This window comes from Pseudomonas sp. DF5 (assembly GCF_058148225.1).
In genome coordinates this window covers 1-16,416 of record NZ_JBYVYM010000024.1, presented here as the reverse complement: position 1 = coordinate 16,416, position 16,416 = coordinate 1, and the positions used below count along the sequence as shown (strand labels likewise).

Annotated in this window: 17 protein-coding genes; 2 read left to right on the top strand and 15 right to left on the bottom strand. The window is 60.2% G+C overall.

Annotation, left to right across the window (positions count from 1 at the left end; genetic code table 11):
• Window positions 1-147: 147 nt before the first annotated feature.
• Complete coding sequence (locus tag AC30D7_RS20875) at window positions 148-1,035, top strand: LysR family transcriptional regulator (RefSeq protein WP_490135321.1); 888 nt, start codon at window positions 148-150, stop codon at window positions 1,033-1,035.
• Window positions 1,036-1,050: 15 nt separating this feature from the next.
• Here AC30D7_RS20875 and AC30D7_RS20870 read toward each other — a convergent pair whose 3' ends face one another.
• The 15 genes from AC30D7_RS20870 to AC30D7_RS20800 form a co-directional block, all read right to left on the bottom strand.
• Window positions 1,051-1,656 (bottom strand): hypothetical protein, encoded by a 606-nt coding sequence (locus AC30D7_RS20870; RefSeq protein ID WP_490135320.1) that lies wholly within the window; start codon window positions 1,654-1,656, stop codon window positions 1,051-1,053.
• The gene (locus AC30D7_RS20865; RefSeq protein ID WP_490135319.1) at window positions 1,656-2,573 is read right to left on the bottom strand and encodes a DMT family transporter; all 918 of its coding nucleotides are present in this window, start codon (window positions 2,571-2,573) and stop codon (window positions 1,656-1,658) included. The genes AC30D7_RS20870 and AC30D7_RS20865 overlap by 1 nt, the downstream gene beginning before the upstream one ends.
• Window positions 2,574-2,584: 11 nt before the next feature.
• On the bottom strand, window positions 2,585-3,946 hold the full coding sequence (locus AC30D7_RS20860; protein WP_490135318.1) for an acyltransferase: 1,362 nt from the start codon (window positions 3,944-3,946) through the stop codon (window positions 2,585-2,587).
• Window positions 3,947-4,141: 195 nt separating this feature from the next.
• Window positions 4,142-4,735, bottom strand: a complete 594-nt coding sequence (locus AC30D7_RS20855; RefSeq protein ID WP_490135317.1) for a nucleotidyltransferase family protein — start codon at window positions 4,733-4,735, stop codon at window positions 4,142-4,144.
• A complete protein-coding gene (locus AC30D7_RS20850; protein WP_490135316.1) occupies window positions 4,732-5,715 on the bottom strand; it encodes an XdhC family protein in 984 nt (327 codons plus the stop codon). Before AC30D7_RS20850 ends, AC30D7_RS20855 begins: the two co-directional genes overlap by 4 nt.
• Window positions 5,715-8,036, bottom strand: coding sequence for a xanthine dehydrogenase family protein molybdopterin-binding subunit (locus tag AC30D7_RS20845; protein ID WP_490135315.1), 2,322 nt, complete (start codon window positions 8,034-8,036; stop codon window positions 5,715-5,717). The genes AC30D7_RS20850 and AC30D7_RS20845 overlap by 1 nt, the downstream gene beginning before the upstream one ends.
• Window positions 8,033-8,503, bottom strand: coding sequence for a (2Fe-2S)-binding protein (locus AC30D7_RS20840; RefSeq protein ID WP_007941956.1), 471 nt, complete (start codon window positions 8,501-8,503; stop codon window positions 8,033-8,035). The genes AC30D7_RS20845 and AC30D7_RS20840 overlap by 4 nt, the downstream gene beginning before the upstream one ends.
• Window positions 8,504-8,745: 242 nt before the next feature.
• Window positions 8,746-9,765: a UDP-N-acetylmuramate dehydrogenase gene (gene murB / locus AC30D7_RS20835; RefSeq protein WP_490135314.1), complete on the bottom strand. Its 1,020-nt coding sequence runs from the start codon at window positions 9,763-9,765 to the stop codon at window positions 8,746-8,748.
• Complete coding sequence (locus AC30D7_RS20830; RefSeq protein ID WP_490135313.1) at window positions 9,762-10,226, bottom strand: low molecular weight protein-tyrosine-phosphatase; 465 nt, start codon at window positions 10,224-10,226, stop codon at window positions 9,762-9,764. The genes murB and AC30D7_RS20830 overlap by 4 nt, the downstream gene beginning before the upstream one ends.
• Window positions 10,226-10,990, bottom strand: coding sequence for a 3-deoxy-manno-octulosonate cytidylyltransferase (gene kdsB / locus AC30D7_RS20825; RefSeq protein WP_490135312.1), 765 nt, complete (start codon window positions 10,988-10,990; stop codon window positions 10,226-10,228). The genes AC30D7_RS20830 and kdsB overlap by 1 nt, the downstream gene beginning before the upstream one ends.
• On the bottom strand, window positions 10,987-11,172 hold the full coding sequence (locus tag AC30D7_RS20820) for a Trm112 family protein (RefSeq protein WP_003179363.1): 186 nt from the start codon (window positions 11,170-11,172) through the stop codon (window positions 10,987-10,989). The genes kdsB and AC30D7_RS20820 overlap by 4 nt, the downstream gene beginning before the upstream one ends.
• A 25-nt stretch (window positions 11,173-11,197) precedes the next feature.
• Window positions 11,198-12,208, bottom strand: a complete 1,011-nt coding sequence (gene lpxK / locus AC30D7_RS20815) for a tetraacyldisaccharide 4'-kinase (protein ID WP_490135311.1) — start codon at window positions 12,206-12,208, stop codon at window positions 11,198-11,200.
• Window positions 12,208-12,636: an ExbD/TolR family protein gene (locus AC30D7_RS20810; protein ID WP_018926235.1), complete on the bottom strand. Its 429-nt coding sequence runs from the start codon at window positions 12,634-12,636 to the stop codon at window positions 12,208-12,210. The genes lpxK and AC30D7_RS20810 overlap by 1 nt, the downstream gene beginning before the upstream one ends.
• Window positions 12,633-13,268 (bottom strand): MotA/TolQ/ExbB proton channel family protein, encoded by a 636-nt coding sequence (locus AC30D7_RS20805; RefSeq protein ID WP_007941964.1) that lies wholly within the window; start codon window positions 13,266-13,268, stop codon window positions 12,633-12,635. The genes AC30D7_RS20810 and AC30D7_RS20805 overlap by 4 nt, the downstream gene beginning before the upstream one ends.
• Window positions 13,269-13,365: 97 nt before the next feature.
• The gene (locus AC30D7_RS20800; protein WP_490135310.1) at window positions 13,366-15,600 is read right to left on the bottom strand and encodes a DNA internalization-related competence protein ComEC/Rec2; all 2,235 of its coding nucleotides are present in this window, start codon (window positions 15,598-15,600) and stop codon (window positions 13,366-13,368) included.
• A 136-nt stretch (window positions 15,601-15,736) separates the two neighbouring features.
• Between AC30D7_RS20800 and AC30D7_RS20795 the strand changes: the two genes are divergently transcribed.
• Complete coding sequence (locus tag AC30D7_RS20795; RefSeq protein WP_490135309.1) at window positions 15,737-16,258, top strand: DUF2062 domain-containing protein; 522 nt, start codon at window positions 15,737-15,739, stop codon at window positions 16,256-16,258.
• Window positions 16,259-16,416: the final 158 nt, after the last annotated feature.

Genomic DNA, 16,416 nt, shown 5'->3' with positions numbered 1-16,416 from the left:
TCCTCGCTAAACATCCGTTTAAATATTTGTAAGCAAGTATTACGAAATAGTTGTGCAACGTGCAGAATAGAGCGGTGCAGGGCTCAAAATCGGTCCCGCCACGGTCCGAAAGCCTTCGGCCCGTTATGGAGCAAAGAGTGCGTGACTATGGAAATTGCTGAACTGGACGCTTTCAAAGCGATTGTTGACTACGGCAGCGTCACACAAGCAGCAATCAGGTTAAACCGCGCTCAATCCAGTATTTCCTTCCGCATCAAGACACTCGAATCACGGCTCGATACCAAACTGTTCGAACGCTCCGGTCGCGGTATCACGATGACGGCGCCAGGCAAGGAGCTCTATGCCTACGCCTCACAAATCCTCGAACTGGTTGCTCGCGCTCAAGCCAGCCTGAGCCAGACAAAAACCGAAACACGGGTGCGTTTGGGTGTCATCGAAAACCTCACTATTACTCGCCAGAACCTGTTGCAGAGCATCGTTGCCAATCCCGACGGGCTGGCAGTGGATGTCAGCATTGGTAATACACAGTCGCTACTCAAGGATCTAGAGGCCGGCAAGCTCGACGCAGTGATTGTCGGTGCAGGCTTTGCACCTTCACATTATCGCCGGGTAACGCTGTTTAACGATCCGCTGGCCTTGATCTACAGCGCAGCACACCCCGCCATCCAGGACCTGAAAGCGTTCAGTGGCCAAGTGTTCCTGGTCAACAGCCGACGCAGCGCTTCGCAACGTAATCTCGACGAACTATTCATGATGGGTAATATCACCCCGGAGAAAATCATCGAGTGTGGCTCTTATCCGCTGTTGTTTTCTAATGTGATCAACGGCGTGGGCGTTGCCTTGGTGCCGTTGTCACTGGTCGATTCGTGCTGCCGCAGTGAACAGGTGCAAACGTATTTCCTGAGTGGTTCATATGCCTCACTGACCACCGAATTTGTGTTTTTCGATCACCCTGGCAAACCAGCCCCCAGAGCGCTGGCGCAATGGGTGCTGGACTTCGAAAGACCGGCACGCTTACCGCTGACGGAAGGGTAATGGGCCGGGCACCCGTCAGCAGTTACACGATTGCCGCACCACGTCGTCTTCGAAGAAATTGGACAATTGCAGTCCATCCTCCTGACTGCTCGCCCGAATGACGTCACCGTGCTGCAACTCGAAGGCATCCTTGTCGGTGCTTAATGAGGCACCGAGCAAAACATAGTGAACCGTACCGGGCTCGCAAAGCTCTTCATGTTGGAACAACAGGGCTTCGAGTTCATGTTTGGCAAACATCAACTGATCCAGGCCCAATAGCGACTGTTTGTCCCACACGGTTTCACCACGCCGGACAATCGAACTCCTCACCACTGAGTAACGCGGTGGTTCTGCGATCACCAGTTCGTGGCACAACGCGGTATTGCGCAACTTGGAGAGACCGGCCAGCCCGGGTTGAGTGTGACGCAGCACCGGGTCAGAAAAATCCACCGGCACCGCCACCAAGGACAAGTTGCTTTTGAAGTGCTCCCAGCTTTGCTTGCTACGCATGAATCGCACAGCCAGCGCCTGAGAACTTTCGGCATCTTCGACCTGCCAGACCGTAGCCGATGCCCCCTTGCCCTGCACAATCCCCACCCACCGCACACCGTGACGGTCGAGCGAATCGATGATTCTGTCCATCAAGTCGCCTCCGTGCGCAGTATCACCGGTGCCCGTCTTTTAATGGAACAGAGGATCACCCCAAATACGATCAGCACCAGACTGACCAGATGATAGGCGTGCAGTTGCACGTCGAGGAACACGATACTGAACAGCCCACCGGACAGTGGCACCAAGTGAGTGAAGATCTCACCACGGGTGGCACCGATTTCACCGATGCCTTTGCTCCAGAACAAGTACGACAGCCAGGACGGGAAGATCACCAGATACGCCAGGCCCAGCCACGGTGCAGCGCCCTGCCCCAGGTTGAACGTCAGATCAGGGTGCAACAACCAAATACCCAGGCTGAACGGAATCAGGCACAGCGCCCCCACCACCGCGCAATATGTCACGAATGCATTGCCGGCGATGGTTTTTGGCTTTGTCCGCAAAAAAGAGCAATAGACAGCCCAACTGGCAGCCGAGGCCATGGTCCAGAAATCACCTTTGTTGAAGCCTTCCAGGAAGCTCAAATCGGACAGATGCCCCATCGTCACCAGCCAGAACACACCCACCGTACTGATGACCACCCCAAGCATGTTCGACCTGGAGATGAAATCACCGAAAACGAAACGGTTGAGAGCCAGTACCAGACACGGCGTGGCCGACAGGTAAATCGCCGCATTCAACGAACTGGTGTATTGCAAACCGATATACAAGGTCAGCGGAAATATAACTTGGCCACAGACCGCCAACATAACCAGGGTCAACCATGACTTACGGGCGCCCGGCAAACTGGCGATTACGGCTTTATAGTTAATCAGCAGTAGTAAACCGCTGGTAATCAGCCATCGAAGTTGCGACAGCAGCACTGGATCAACATCCACTACCATCAACTTTCCGACGACATAGTTACCGCCCCAGAACACGGCCGCGAGTGAAAGCAACAAATACGGCATTGACGCCTCCGTTAGATCTTCTTCATTAACATGAAAGAGGCACCGTCGAACTCGACTTCCCCTTGCAGATGGAACAAGTCTTGATACACAGACAGTTGCGCCTGCAACACATCCGTAATGGGCACCAACAACAGTGCCTGCGTCGCCAGCACCCGAGCCAGTTCATTGACATAGACTCGGCAAGGCTCGGCCTCGACAGGCGAACTGTTGGCGACAATCAGTGAGTAACCCAATCGACGGCGGTAGTGAAAGTCGCCGGCCGAGGCGAATGGCAATCTCGAAAAATCCAGATCGGCGCGCAATCTCAGCTGCTTATGGCCGTAGTCCTGAGCCCACTGCAAGTGGTGGGCAAACGGCTGCCTGGAACTGGAAATGACATCCAGGCTGTGCTGGCCGAACGCTTGAAGCTGAGCGTTATCGGACGGGGCAATCAGCAATACGGACTTTTTGCCCGGTGTATCGAGATACTCCACCAGTGGCGCTGGCAAGATCGGCGTCTCGCGCTTCGGGCCATCACGGTAGATCATCAACCAGTCAGAATTGATCGCGGCCCAATTGCTGACTTGCAGCGTCTGCTCGATCGACGGCTGATAGGTTTCCATGAGGTGAGCCTTGAACGGCAGGTATTGCAGGACCTTCCCCTGATCGCCAACGATGGAATAGTCGCCGACCCATGTATTGAGGAAGGAACGGATCCCGACGATGCTCGCCTTGCCCAGATAATCCGCGTTCCAGCCCACAATCGCTTCACGCCCCACCCACGCGTAATCGCACAGTCGCACCGGAGGCAGGCGCGTCATCGCGACAGTCCTCGAGCCGATGGAGAGCCGGCCATACGGGTCATGGTCCTGACGCAGTAACTGACTTCCCGGCGATAGCCAGACACCATCGCCTATATCCACATCGCCGCCGGCATTGACCGCAGCGTTACGACCAAAACGCACATACTGTCCAATCTTGATCGAAGGTAGCTCCTGCGCCGAGTGATCGAGTTGATGATCGGCATGGGGGTGGCTGAAATACGCACCGTTTTCAAAATGAGTGGGCGAAATAAGGTGTTCTCCGACCTGCTCCTTGACGAGCAGCGGTGAGCCACTGGTATTGACCGAAAAATGTTCCGGGGACAAACCGAAGTCGTCACCCAGTTCTTTCAAACGCTCTCCAAAAGCGACCCCAAACTTGATCTCGTCGCGATGGCAACTAATTGTTTGCGATTCTTTTCTAAGTTGCCGAAGTGTTTTGACATAACGCGGAACAGGTTGAAAAACATCTGCAGAACTTAATGCCCGCTCCAATGCTCCCAACTCCTGAATATCACTGCCCAGCTCCAAAGGACTGACACTGACCGACGCATCCATATAGTGCTTTATCATGTAGGCTCTTTTTTCTAATGAGTACTGACCGGATGTTCACCCCAACTGTGAACACCACACGCCACATGATCGTATGTCGGATAGAACCCGCTGAATAACGAGTTCTATATCTGGTACCCATCGATAAATACGAATGGGCGAAAGGAAGAGTCGATTACTCCGAGAAAAGTGCGAATGCAATCCCGTTGACAACCGTTATTGAAAAACCAGCGCCTCAGGAACATCCACATCCCACAACACACCTGGATCCCCCACCGCCACCTCGACCACCCTCGCCTGCGCAAACAGTGACTTGGCGCCCTGATCGCCGGTCAACGCCATCAATCCCGGACCGAAGCTTCGCCCGAACCCCACCGGATGCCCATATTGCCCTTCATGCACCGGCACGCTGATGGCGTCATCCGCAATGGCCGAGACGACCTGTTCAATGCTCGACGGCAGAATAAACGGCATATCACCCAGCATGATCAGCCAGCCACCGAGGTGCGAGCAGGCCGACACGCCCGCCGCAATGCTGTCCCCCAGGCCAGTCGACTCGATTCGTACAATCTCGCAACCATAGGCCTGCGCCATGCGAATCACTTGCGGGCGGTCCGCGGAGGTGACCAGCACACGCTTCTCGAGCGTGGCTGGCAGATTCACCAGCACCTGCTCGATCATTGAGTGCACGGTGATGCCGTCACGGGCGGTGCAGTCCACCAGCAACTTGTCCTTGTCATCACCTGCTACCTGTCGAAACCGGCTGCCCTGCCCCGCGGCTAAAACGATAACGCCAATGGAGTCGCTCATACGCCCTCCTGCAACGGCCTCTTCTGCTTGAGCTCGATGCCGTTCTTGATCGCCACAATCTCGGCCAGCAGCGACAGGGCGATTTCCGCCGGAGTATGGCTGCCGATGTGCAAGCCGATCGGGCCGTGCAAACGCTCGATGGCCTGTTGGGACAAGCCTAGCTGAGCCAGGTTGTCCCGGCGCTTCTGGCTGTTGACTCGCGAGCCCAACGCACCGACATAAAACGCCCTGGAGTCCAGGGCCGTGAGCAGCGCCATGTCATCCAGGCGTGGATCGTGGGTCAGGGCGACGATGGCGGTGCGTTCGTCGGTCTGGATGGTCAGCACTGCTTCGTCGGGCATGCCCGGGACGAAGCGACCGTGTTGCTCTTCCCAACCGTAGACGAACTCGGTGCGCGGATCGCAGATCAGCACTTCAAAATCCAGCAGCCGCGCCATCTCGGCGACATACCGCGATAGCTGCCCCGCGCCGATCAGCAACAAACGCCAACGCGGGCCATAGATGGCGCGCAGTGTGTTGCCATCAAAGCTCAGCACATCGTGTTTGTTCGCCGACTGCAAAACCACTTCACCGCTCGCAATATCCAGCGAGCGCGCCACGATTTCATGCGCCTCGCAGCGCGCCAGCAACTGGGCGACCCACGCCGGATCGCCGACGCGCTCCTCGGTCAGGCGCAACGTGCCGCCGCAGGGCAAACCAAACCGCGCGGCCTCCTCACGGGTGACGCCATAGGTAATCAACTGCACCGGCGGCCCATCAGCCGGGATACGGCCATCGTGCAGCCGGGCAATCAGGTCATCCTCGACACAGCCACCGGACACCGAGCCAATCACCACGCCGTCTTCACGCAAGGCGAGCATGGCGCCAGGTGCCCGGGGCGCGGTGCCCCAGGTCTGAACCACGCTGTACAGCACCACCCGCTGACCGGTGCGGCGCCATTCCAGCACGCTGCGCAGGACGTTCAGATCGACGCTGTCCATCAGGCGTCAGCCTTCTGCCAGCCTTGCAGCTGATAGCGAACCGGCAAGTTACGGATGCGTTTGCCCGTGGCGGCGAAGATCGCGTTGCACAGCGCTGGCGCAATCGGCGGCACGCCCGGCTCACCGACCCCGCCCAACGGTACATTGCCCGGTGGCGTGACCAGGTGCACGGCGACTTCCTTCGGTGCCAGGGACATGCGCGCCACTTCGTACATGTGGAAGTTGTCCTGCTGGACCTTGCCGTCCTTGAAGCTGATTTCCCCCAGCACCGCGTTGCCCAGGCCCATCACGCAGGCGCCTTCGAACTGCGAGCGAATTCGCTCGGGGTTGATCTGCGGGCCGCAATCCACGGCGATGTCGGCTTTGTGCACAATCAGCGTGCCATCGTCTTTGACTTCAACTTCAATCACCGCTGCCACATAAGTGACAAAGCTGTAATGCACCGCCAGGCCCAAGCCACGGCCCTTGGGCAGCTTACGCCCCCATCCGGCGGCTTTGGCGGCGGTTTCCAGCACGGTGCGCATCCGCGCGGTATCGATCGGATAACGCTCGGGGGATTCGCCGTAGTTCCACTCTTCACTCAAGGTACGCGGATCGATCTGACGGTCCGGGCCAAGCAGCTTGATCTGGTATTTGAGCGGGTCCTGGCCGGCCTTATGCGCCAGTTCATCGACAAAGCACTGAATCGCAAAGCCGTGGGGGATGTTCGACACCGAGCGATACCAGCCGACCCGCGTGTGAACCGTCGCCTCAGGGTTTTCCAGGCGCACATTGGGGATCGCATAAGCCATGTTGGTAAAACCCATGCCCAGCTCGAAAGCCGCTTCATGGTTCATGCCCGGCGCGAACAGCGCGGTGATGCTCGGCGCCACCGTGCGGTGCAGCCAGCCGGAAGGTAGACCGTCCTTGTTCAGACTGGCCTTGAGGTATTCGGCAGACACGGTGTGGAAATACGAGTGGTGGATGTCGTCTTCACGGGTCCACTGCACCCGCACGGCCTTGCCCGGAAACTCCTTGGCCAGGATCGCCGCTTCAATGACGAAATCCGGCTTGGACTTACGACCGAAACCACCGCCGAGCAAGGTGACGTTGAACGTGACGTTATCGAACGGAATGCCCAGGCGCTCGCCAATCCGCTCGCGGGTGACTTGCGGCGCCTGGCTTGGCGCCCAGGCCTCACACACACCGTCCTTGAAACGGGCGATGGCGACCATCGGCTCCATCGGCGATTGCGTCAGGTGCGGCAGATAGTAGGACGCTTCGAGGGTGCTGTCGGCAGCACTCATGGCCTGGTCAATGTTGCCGGTATTGCGCACCACTTTGCCGGGTTTGAGCGACGCGGCTTCGAGTTCCTTGCGGTAGACGATCGAGTCGTAACTGGCGTTGGGGCCGTCATCCCACTCGATCTTCAGCGCTTCGCGGCCCTTGATCGCCGCCCAGGTGTTGCTGGCCACCACGGCCACACCGCCAAGAGGCTGGAACTCAGACGGCAATGGACGGCTTTCGATCTGCAGGACTTTGATCACACCAGGGACTTTCATCGCAGCGCTGGCATCGAAGGATTTGACCTTGCCGCCGTAGACCGCCGGACGGGCGATGGTGGCGAAAAGCATGCCGTCGAAATGCACATCAGCGCCGTAGACCGCGCGACCGTTGACGATGTCCGCACCGTCGATGGCCTTGGTGCCTTCCTTGCCGATGTAGCGAAACTCCGACGGCTGCTTGAGCCGCAGGCTGTCGCGTGCCGGCACCGCCAGCGCACTGGCAGCCGCGGCCAACGCGCCGTAGCCCAGTTCACGGCCGGTCGGTTTATGGATAATTTTGTGCAGTTGCGCATGGCACTCGCCGACCGGCACTTTCCATTGCTCGGCAGCGGCTTGCTCAAGCATGGTCCGCGCGGCAGCACCGCAACGGCGCATCGGCTCGTACCAGTGACGCATGCTGCGCGAACCGTCGGTGTCCTGGTTGCCGAAACGTACTTCGTCGCCCGGCGCCTGTTGCACTTTGACCTGTGCCCAATCGGCGTCCAGTTCATCGGCCACCACCATGGACAGACTGGTGCGCACACCCTGGCCCATTTCCGAACGGTTGCAAATCACCGTCACGCTGCCATCGACGGCAATGCTGACGTAAACCTTCGGGTCATCGACCCAGCCGTTGGGCATGCCATCGGCGCCGAACTTCTGCTCTTTCTCGGCGGCCAATGCGTCTTGCCAGCCCCAACTGGCAGCCAGCACCAGCGCACTGGTGGCGCCCACGCCTTTGAGGAAACCGCGGCGGCTGAGATTACTCAGCGCAAAATCATTCGGTAGCTGGCTCATGCCTTGGCCTCCTTCAGGTGAGTGGATGCCTGGCGGATGGCGGTCTTGATCCGGTTGTAGGTGCCGCAACGGCAAATATTGCCAACCATCGCTTCTTCGATCTGCTCGTCGCTGGGATTCGGGTTGGTTTTCAGCAGCGCGGTGGCCGACATGATCTGCCCGCCCTGGCAGTAACCGCACTGGGCCACGGCGCTGTCGAGCCAGGCTTGCTGGACGACTTTGCCCACCGGGTCGGCGTGCAGGTTGTCGATGGTGCTGACGTTCTGGCCGACCACCGAGCCGATCGGTGTGATGCAACTGCGCGCTGGCGCGCCGTCGATATGAATGGTGCAGGCGCCACACAGGCCCATGCCGCAGCCGAATTTGGTGCCGTTGTAACCGGCCACGTCACGAATCGCCCAGAGCAGCGGCATGTCCTCGGTGACATCGAGTTGATGATCTTGACCATTGAGTTTCAGGGTAATCATGGGCACGCCCGCATAGTTATAGAGGTTATGGGGTCGAGCAATCTGCCGCTGGGGTTCGCGGTTCACTACACGCAGATCGACTCAGGCTAATCGGCTCTCTTATGTAGACGCGACGTCTGCACCGGGCCTTTGATGGAGCAAATGCTTGCATCGTTAGGTAGCTAAGTTAACCCAGCATTAACAAAAAAGCCCTGCACATTTGAAGATGCGCAGGGCTTTGGAATCCGCCTGAAAGCGTAGCCTCAATACCGGTTGGGTTCCATTTCCAGGTCGACTTTGAAACGCTCTGCAATGTCTTTCTGAATACGCTGCGCCAAATTCAGCAATTGCAGGCCCGTTGCGCTGCCGTAGTTGACCAGCACCAGCGCCTGTAATTTATGCACACCGGCATCACCGTCACGAAAGCCTTTCCAGCCGGCGCGTTCGATCAGCCAGCCCGCCGCGAGCTTCATTTGCCCATCGGGTTGCGCGTAGGCCACCAGGTCGGGATATTGCTCTTTGAGTTGCGCCACCAAGGCCGCCGGGACCAAGGGATTCTTGAAGAAGCTGCCGGCATTGCCGAGCACCGCCGGGTCCGGGAGTTTTTCGCTGCGGATGCTGCAAATGGCCTGGCTGACATCGGTCGGCGTCGGGTGATCAATACCCTGCTCGGTCAGGCGCTGACGAACCGGGCCGTACTCCAGATGCAGATGCGCGATGCGCGTGAGGGTGAAACGCACCCGCAGGATCAACCACCGCCCCGGCTCCTGTTTGAACAGACTGTCGCGGTAGGCAAAGTTGCACTCGGCCAGCGTGAAGTCCCGCAACTCGCCGGTCTGGCGATCGAGGGCCGTCAGGCCGGCGAATACGTCCTTGATCTCGACACCGTAAGCACCGATGTTCTGCATCGGGGCAGCGCCGACGGTGCCGGGAATCAGGCTGAGGTTTTCCAGCCCCGCCAACCCTTGCGCCAGTGTGTACTGCACAAACGGATGCCACGGCTCGCCCGCCTCGGCTTCGATCACCACCTGGTTGCCGTCATCGCTCAGCAGGCGAATCCCCCGAGTGCCCATGCGCAGCACCAGCGCCTGGATATCGGCGGTTAGCAGCAAATTGCTGCCGCCGCCGATCACCAGCACAGGCACTTCATGTTCCAACCCGTAGGCCAGGGCTTCGCGCACGTCGGCATCGCTATGGGCTTCGGCAAACAGCCGAGCCTGAACGTCCACACCAAAGCTGTTGAACGACTTGAGCGAAACCTGGGGTTGAACCTGCAAACTCATAACCGTCCCTTCAATTCGATCACCAGCAGTTCGCTGGCGCGCTCGATCAGGTCCAGTACCTGCTCGAAGCCCTGTTCGCCATCATGATAAGGATCCGGCACTTCATCGATTTCCGACTGGAAGCGACGCAGGAACAAATCCAGTTCGGCCTTGCCCTTGGCCGGTTGCAAGGCCTTGAGGTGGCGCAGGTTGCTGTTGTCCATCGCCAGGATCAGGTCGTAGGTGGCGAAATCGGCGCGGGTCACTTGCTGGGCACGCTGGGCGGACAGGTCATAGCCGCGCCGTTTGGCCGCAGCCTGGCTGCGCTTGTCCGGGGGCTTGCCGACATGCCAATCGCCAGTGCCGGCGGAAGCCACTTCGACTTGATCGGCCAGCCCCGCCTCACGCAATTTATGCCGCAATACGCCTTCGGCCGTGGGGGACCGGCAGATGTTGCCCAGGCAAACGAACAGAACCCGCATCAAGCCTCCAGCAAGCGACGAACGCGCTCGAGGTCTTCAATGGTGTCGACGCCGGTGGGCGGCGCGATCAGCGCGTCGGCGACGTGAATCCGCACGCCGTGCCACAGGGCACGCAGCTGCTCCAGAGACTCGGTGTTTTCCAGCCAGCAAGGGCCCCAGATGACGAAGTCATGCAGGAAACCGGCGCGGTAAGCGTAGATACCGATGTGACGGCGATACGGCACGCCTTCCGGCAATTGCTCGCGGCTTTTGGCAAACGCGTCCCGGGCCCACGGCAAGGTGGCACGACTGAAGGTCAACGCCAGGCCATTGAGGTCGCTGACCACTTTGACCACATTGGGATTGAACAGGGTTTCAACGTCCTCGATCGGCTCGGCCAGGGTGGCCATGCGCGCTTCGGTGTGAGCGGCCAGGTTGGCGGCGACCTGATCGATCACGCTTGGCGGAATCATCGGCTCGTCGCCCTGCACGTTGACCACGATGGCGTCGGGGGCCAGGCCCAGTTTCGCCGCCACTTCAGCCAGGCGATCCGTACCGGAGTTGTGATCTTCGCGGGTCAGCACCACTTCGGCGCCAAAGCTTTTGCAGGCCTCGACGATGCGCGCATCGTCTGTGGCAACCACCACGCGCTGGGCACTGCTTTTGCTCGCCTGTTCCCAGACGTGCTGGATCATCGGCTTGCCGGCGATCAGCAGCAGCGGTTTGCCCGGCAGTCGGGTGGAGGCATAGCGCGATGGAATGACAACGGTAAAGGCTGTGGTCATTTATCCAGACGCTCGTCGGTGGTCAGGGTGCGCGCTTCGCTTTCGAGCATCACCGGGATGCCGTCGCGAATCGGGTACGCGAGGCCGGCGCCCTTGCTGATCAGCTCGGTTTTGTCGGCGCTGAGCTTGAGCGGGCCTTTGCAGACCGGGCAAGCGAGGATGTCGAGCAATTTGGTGTCCATGTACATTCCCTGGATAGAAACGGAGTTAAGGCAAAATACGAGCCGGCAACAGGCGCATCAGTTGCGTATCGAACCAGGCCACGAAGGCCGGCGACGGCGCAGCATCGACCGCCAGGTACCACCAATCGGCGGCGGCGAAGGCACGGCACTTCACCGCGTCCTTTTCTGTCATCACCACGGGCAATGACGGTGTGAAATTCAAGGCCTGCACGCTGTACTCGGCGTGGTCGGCAAATGCATGGGGCACTGGCCGCCAGTGTAGCGTTTCGAGGGTCGTGAAGAAACGCCGGGGATTGCCGATCCCGGCCACGGCGTGCAGGGCCTGACCAGCGGGAAAGTGGTCCAGAGGCCGCCGTTCGCCGCTGTGCAGGTTGACCAGTTCGGTGGGTTGCAACTGAAAGGCAAAACCGTCTTCGCGATCATTGGCAGCGCCGTTGTACAGCACCGCATCGACGCTTTGCAGACGTTCGACCGGTTCGCGCAACGGTCCGGCCGGCAGGCAACGTTTGTTGCCCAGACCCCGGGCGGCGTCGATCAGCACCAGTTCCAGGTCCCGGGCTAACCGGTAATGTTGCATGCCGTCGTCGGACAGAATCAGGTCCAGCGGCTCACTCGCCAGCAAGGCTTTGACCGCACGGCTGCGGTCCGGGTCGATCATCAGCGGCACGCCGGTGCGCTGGACGATCAACAGCGGTTCATCGCCCGCCACGTCCGCGCCTTGATCTGCCGCGACCCGCCACGGCAATTGCGGCGGTTTGGCGCCGTAACCACGGCTGACCACACCGACCCGCAGGCCGCTGCGCTGGCAGTGCTGGATCATCCACAGAATCAGTGGCGTCTTGCCCGTACCGCCCACGGTGATGTTGCCGACCACGATCAGCGGCACCGGCGATTGGTAGATCTCGCCCTCGCCCGCCAAAAAGCGCTCACGCTTGCCGGTGACCACGCGTCGATACAGCCACTCCAGCGGCTGCAACAGCTTCAACGCCGGATGACCTTCGTACCACGCGGCGAGCAATCGATCGGACATGGCCATCAGGACGCCGGCGCCGCCTCGACGGTGGTCATGCGCAAGTGGCTGAAACCGAGCTTGCCGGCAGCGTCCATCGCCGTGATGACGGACTGATGGGGGGTTTTGCCATCGGCACTGATGGACAGCGGCAGATTGGTGTCGCCGTTGGACTCTTTCTGTAGCGCTTCCATCAGGCTGGTCAGGTCGTTCTTCGGCAACAGCTGGTTGTTGACCGAATACGCCCCGTCGGCGCTGATGGCGATGTCCAGCTGCTTGAGCTGCTGGTCTTCGGCCGGGGAGCCGCTGACCGCTTCCGGCAGGTCGACGCGCAACTGGGTTTCACGGGTGAAAGTGGTGGTCACGACGAAAAACAGCAGCAGGATAAACACCACGTCGATCAGCGACGCGAGGTTGATGTCTACCGTTTCCCGTGGTTTACGACGGAATTTCACGCTTTACCCTCGGCCAGGTCCACATCGCGGTCGCCCTGTATGACCTCGACCAGTTTGATCGCTTCCTGCTCCATGCCCACCACCAGCTCATCGATCCGGCGTTGCAGGAAGCGGTGGAAGAACACGGCCGGGATACCGACCATCAGGCCAGCGGCGGTGGTGATCAAGGCCTTGGAAATACCACCGGCCAGCACGGCGGCGTTGGTACCCATGCCCGTGCCCATGAACGCACTGAAAATATCGATCATGCCCAGCACTGTACCCAGCAGCCCCAGTAACGGGGCCATGGCGGCGATGGTGCCCAGGGCGTTGATGTAGCGTTCGAGCTCATGAATCACCCGCGCGGCGGCCTCTTCGATGCACTCTTTCATGATCTCGCGACCATGCTTGGAGTTCGCCAGACCGGCGGCCAGGATCTCGCCCAGCGGGGAGTTGGCGCGCAGTTCCTTGAGTTTTTCTTTATTGAGTTGCTTGTCCTTGATCCAGACCCAGACCTGCCCGAGCAAGTGCTCCGGGGTCACGCGGCTGGCGCGCAGGGTCCAGAGACGCTCGGCGACGATCGCCATGGCCGCGATGGAACTCAGAATGATCGGCAGCATCATCCAGCCGCCGGATTTGACCAATTCCCACACAGTGACAGTCCCCTCGAAAAAGTGCGCCACTCTAACATAGGGGGTGAGCGCACCGAAGACCGCGATGTCGCATCCGGTCGGGGTTTGATGACGCTGGTTACTGGCGCAATGCTGGCGGATCGCGCCAGAAGCGCCGTTCCTGAAGCATCGTCCACGGTGGTTTGAAGCGCCCCAGTTGCAGACGAATGGCGCCCTCCTCGGCGCTGTCGTAGATCGCCATGCCACGTTTTTGATAGCGCGCCACGACCGTGGGATGGGGATGGCCGAAAGAATTGCCGTTGCCGCGAGAGATCAGCACGACTTTGGGTTGCAGAGCGCTGAGTAACGCCATCGAAGATGAACTGCGACTGCCGTGGTGCGGGGCCTGCAACCAGTCCGTCGGCACCGCCAGTGGACTGTCGAGCAGCGCCCGCTCGGCTGCGGTATCGATATCGCCGGTCAGCAGCAATCGTTCACCGTTGGCTTCGATCTGTAGCACGCAGGATTTCTGATTGCTGTCACTGGCCGACGGCCACTGCCAGAGTTGGAACCGCACGTCGTCCCAGGTCCACTGTTGACCGCTCTCGCAGCCCTCGGCGTGTAGCTCGTCCGGCAGGGCCAATGGATCGCCGCTTAGCACCCGCGTCACCGACAATCCCCCGGCAATGGCTCGCGCGCCACCAGCATGGTCGGCGTCGGCGTGGCTGATCAGCATCAGATCAAGTCCATTCACCCCCAGTTTGCGCAATGTTGGCAACACCACCCGCTCACCCAGGTCGATATCGCCGAACCGTGGTCCGGCGTCATACAGCAGTGTGTGATGGCGGGTGCGCACCAGAATGGCCAACCCCTGGCCGACATCCAGTTGCCAGATTTCGGCGACGCCTTCAGGCAGCGTGTGCCGGGGCGCAAAAACCAGCAACAGCAATATCGGCCAGCCCAGCAGGCGCAACGGCACCCCCGGTGGCAGTAACAGCAGAAATGCGCCCAGCGCGCCGAACGCCCAAACCCACAACGGAACCGCCACCGGCACCCACGCGGGCAATTGCCCGGCCACCAACGCCAGCCCCTTGAACAAAAGGTCGATCAGACTGCCAGCCAACCACAGTAACCCCTCGCCCACATAGGGAACGGGCAACAGCAGCGTTCCGAGCAAGGCCGGCGGCAAGACCAGCAGGCTGATCCAGGGCACCGCCAGAAGATTGGCCAGCGGCCCGCTGAGACTGATAGGCAACCCCAGTACCAACAGCAGCGGGCACAGACCGATTGCGATCAGCCATTGGGCACGGGTCCAGGTTTGCCACCAACGCCACGGGCCCAATCGCCCGCCAAAGGTGAAAATCAGCACCGCTACTGCCGCAAAGGACAACCAGAAACCCGGTTGCAGGCTTGCCAGCGGGTCCAGCAGCAAAACACCGTCAAGCGCCAGCAACAGCGGCCACCAGGCGCCGAGGTGACGAAACCGTAGCCGCCACAACAACAGCAGACCAATCATCAGGCAGGCCCGACGCACCGGCACCTCGAAACCGGCCAGCAGCCCATAACCGAGCGCCGCCGCGAACGCCAGCCCACACGCCCATGGCAGCCACGGCAAGCGCCTGGGCCATAAGCCATAGCGCGCCAGCCCGGCGATCAGCAGATACACCAGCCCCGCCAGCAAACCAATGTGCTGCCCGGAAATCACCAACAGATGCACGGTGCCGGTGTCTTGCAGCACCTGCCAGTCTTCACGGCTCAGCCCGGCGCCGTCCCCCAGCACCAACGCCGTCAGCGCCCCCGCTCGCCCCTGCGCGTCGACGGCCTGCAAACGCTGACGTATGCCGTCGCGCCAGGCCCACTGCGCCGCCCTCAGTCGCTGACCGTCCTTGACCGTTCCGGTGGCGCCGATGCGTTGGGCCAGCAACCAGGCGTCGTAATCAAAACCATGGGGGTTGAGCAGCCCCGCAGGACGCTTCAACTTGACCGCCAGCCGCCAATGTTCACCGCTGTTGACGGGCGGCCCGCCATACCAGGCCAGACGCAGGTGCCGAGGCAGTTGGGCGCGACGCGACTGACTGTCTGTCAGTTCGAAACGCACTACACCCTCGGTCTGCTGCGGCAACCCGGTAACCCGGCCTTCGACCCAGCGAGTCTCGCCATCGAGCTTCAGCGCCAGGCGATCATCCAGCGCCCACTGCGCATTCGCACACGCCCAACTGAAACCGAACAACCAAAATGCCAGTGGAAAGGTTCGAAACGGCAGCAACATCAAACCCACTACCGGCAACAACAGCCACAACCCTGCCGGCGGCAGTGCCGGCAAAAAACGCAGGGCCAGCAGACCCAACGCCAGCGCCATCATCCCTGTGCGCATAAACCCGTCCTTGAGAGTCCCCTCCCTAGGCTTAGCCGTCGCGCCGCACAGGCGTCGTTAACAATTGTCACAAAGTCTGAATGGGCGGTTCGTAGAATCCAGACATACTTGCCGCCTTAACCGACCGAGAAGCCTTATGCCCCGGCGCTTATTCAAACGCTACATGCCAGACCCGACCAGCATCAGGGAACACAAATCCTTACGCTTTCTTGGCACCCTGTTGCATGACCCGAACCTCTGGCACCTCAATCGCCATTCCGTCGCGCGGGCCATGGCCGTCGGCCTGTTCGCGGCGTTCCTGCCCATCCCGTTGCAAATGCTACTGGCTGCCATCCTCGCCATCGTGGTGCGCGGCAACCTGCCGATTGCCGTCAGCCTGGTCTGGCTGACCAACCCGATTACCATGCCTGCGGTGTTCTTCTGCACTTACCAGACTGGCGCCTGGCTGATGGACGTCCCCGCCAGAAGCTTGCCGGACGAGTTGACCTGGGAATGGATCAGCGGTGAGCTCTCGACTTTGTGGCAGCCGTTTTTACTGGGCTCGGTGGTAACGGGGCTGGTGCTTGGGGCGTTGGCTTATTGTCTGGTGATGATGTATTGGCGCTGGTGGGTGAGTCGGCAGTGGGCACGGCGTAAGCGCAGCCGGATGCAGGAATGAAAAACAGCCTCCACTTGGGAGGCCGTTTTTTTATGGCTTTTTGGTGGCGTACATATCCGTTTTTTCTGTAACGACCACTTAGGGTTCCGCCCTTACGGCCATCCCTTTCAAGGTCTTTTCGTTTTGGCGGCCTTGATTACCCGGTCCGTTGAAACATG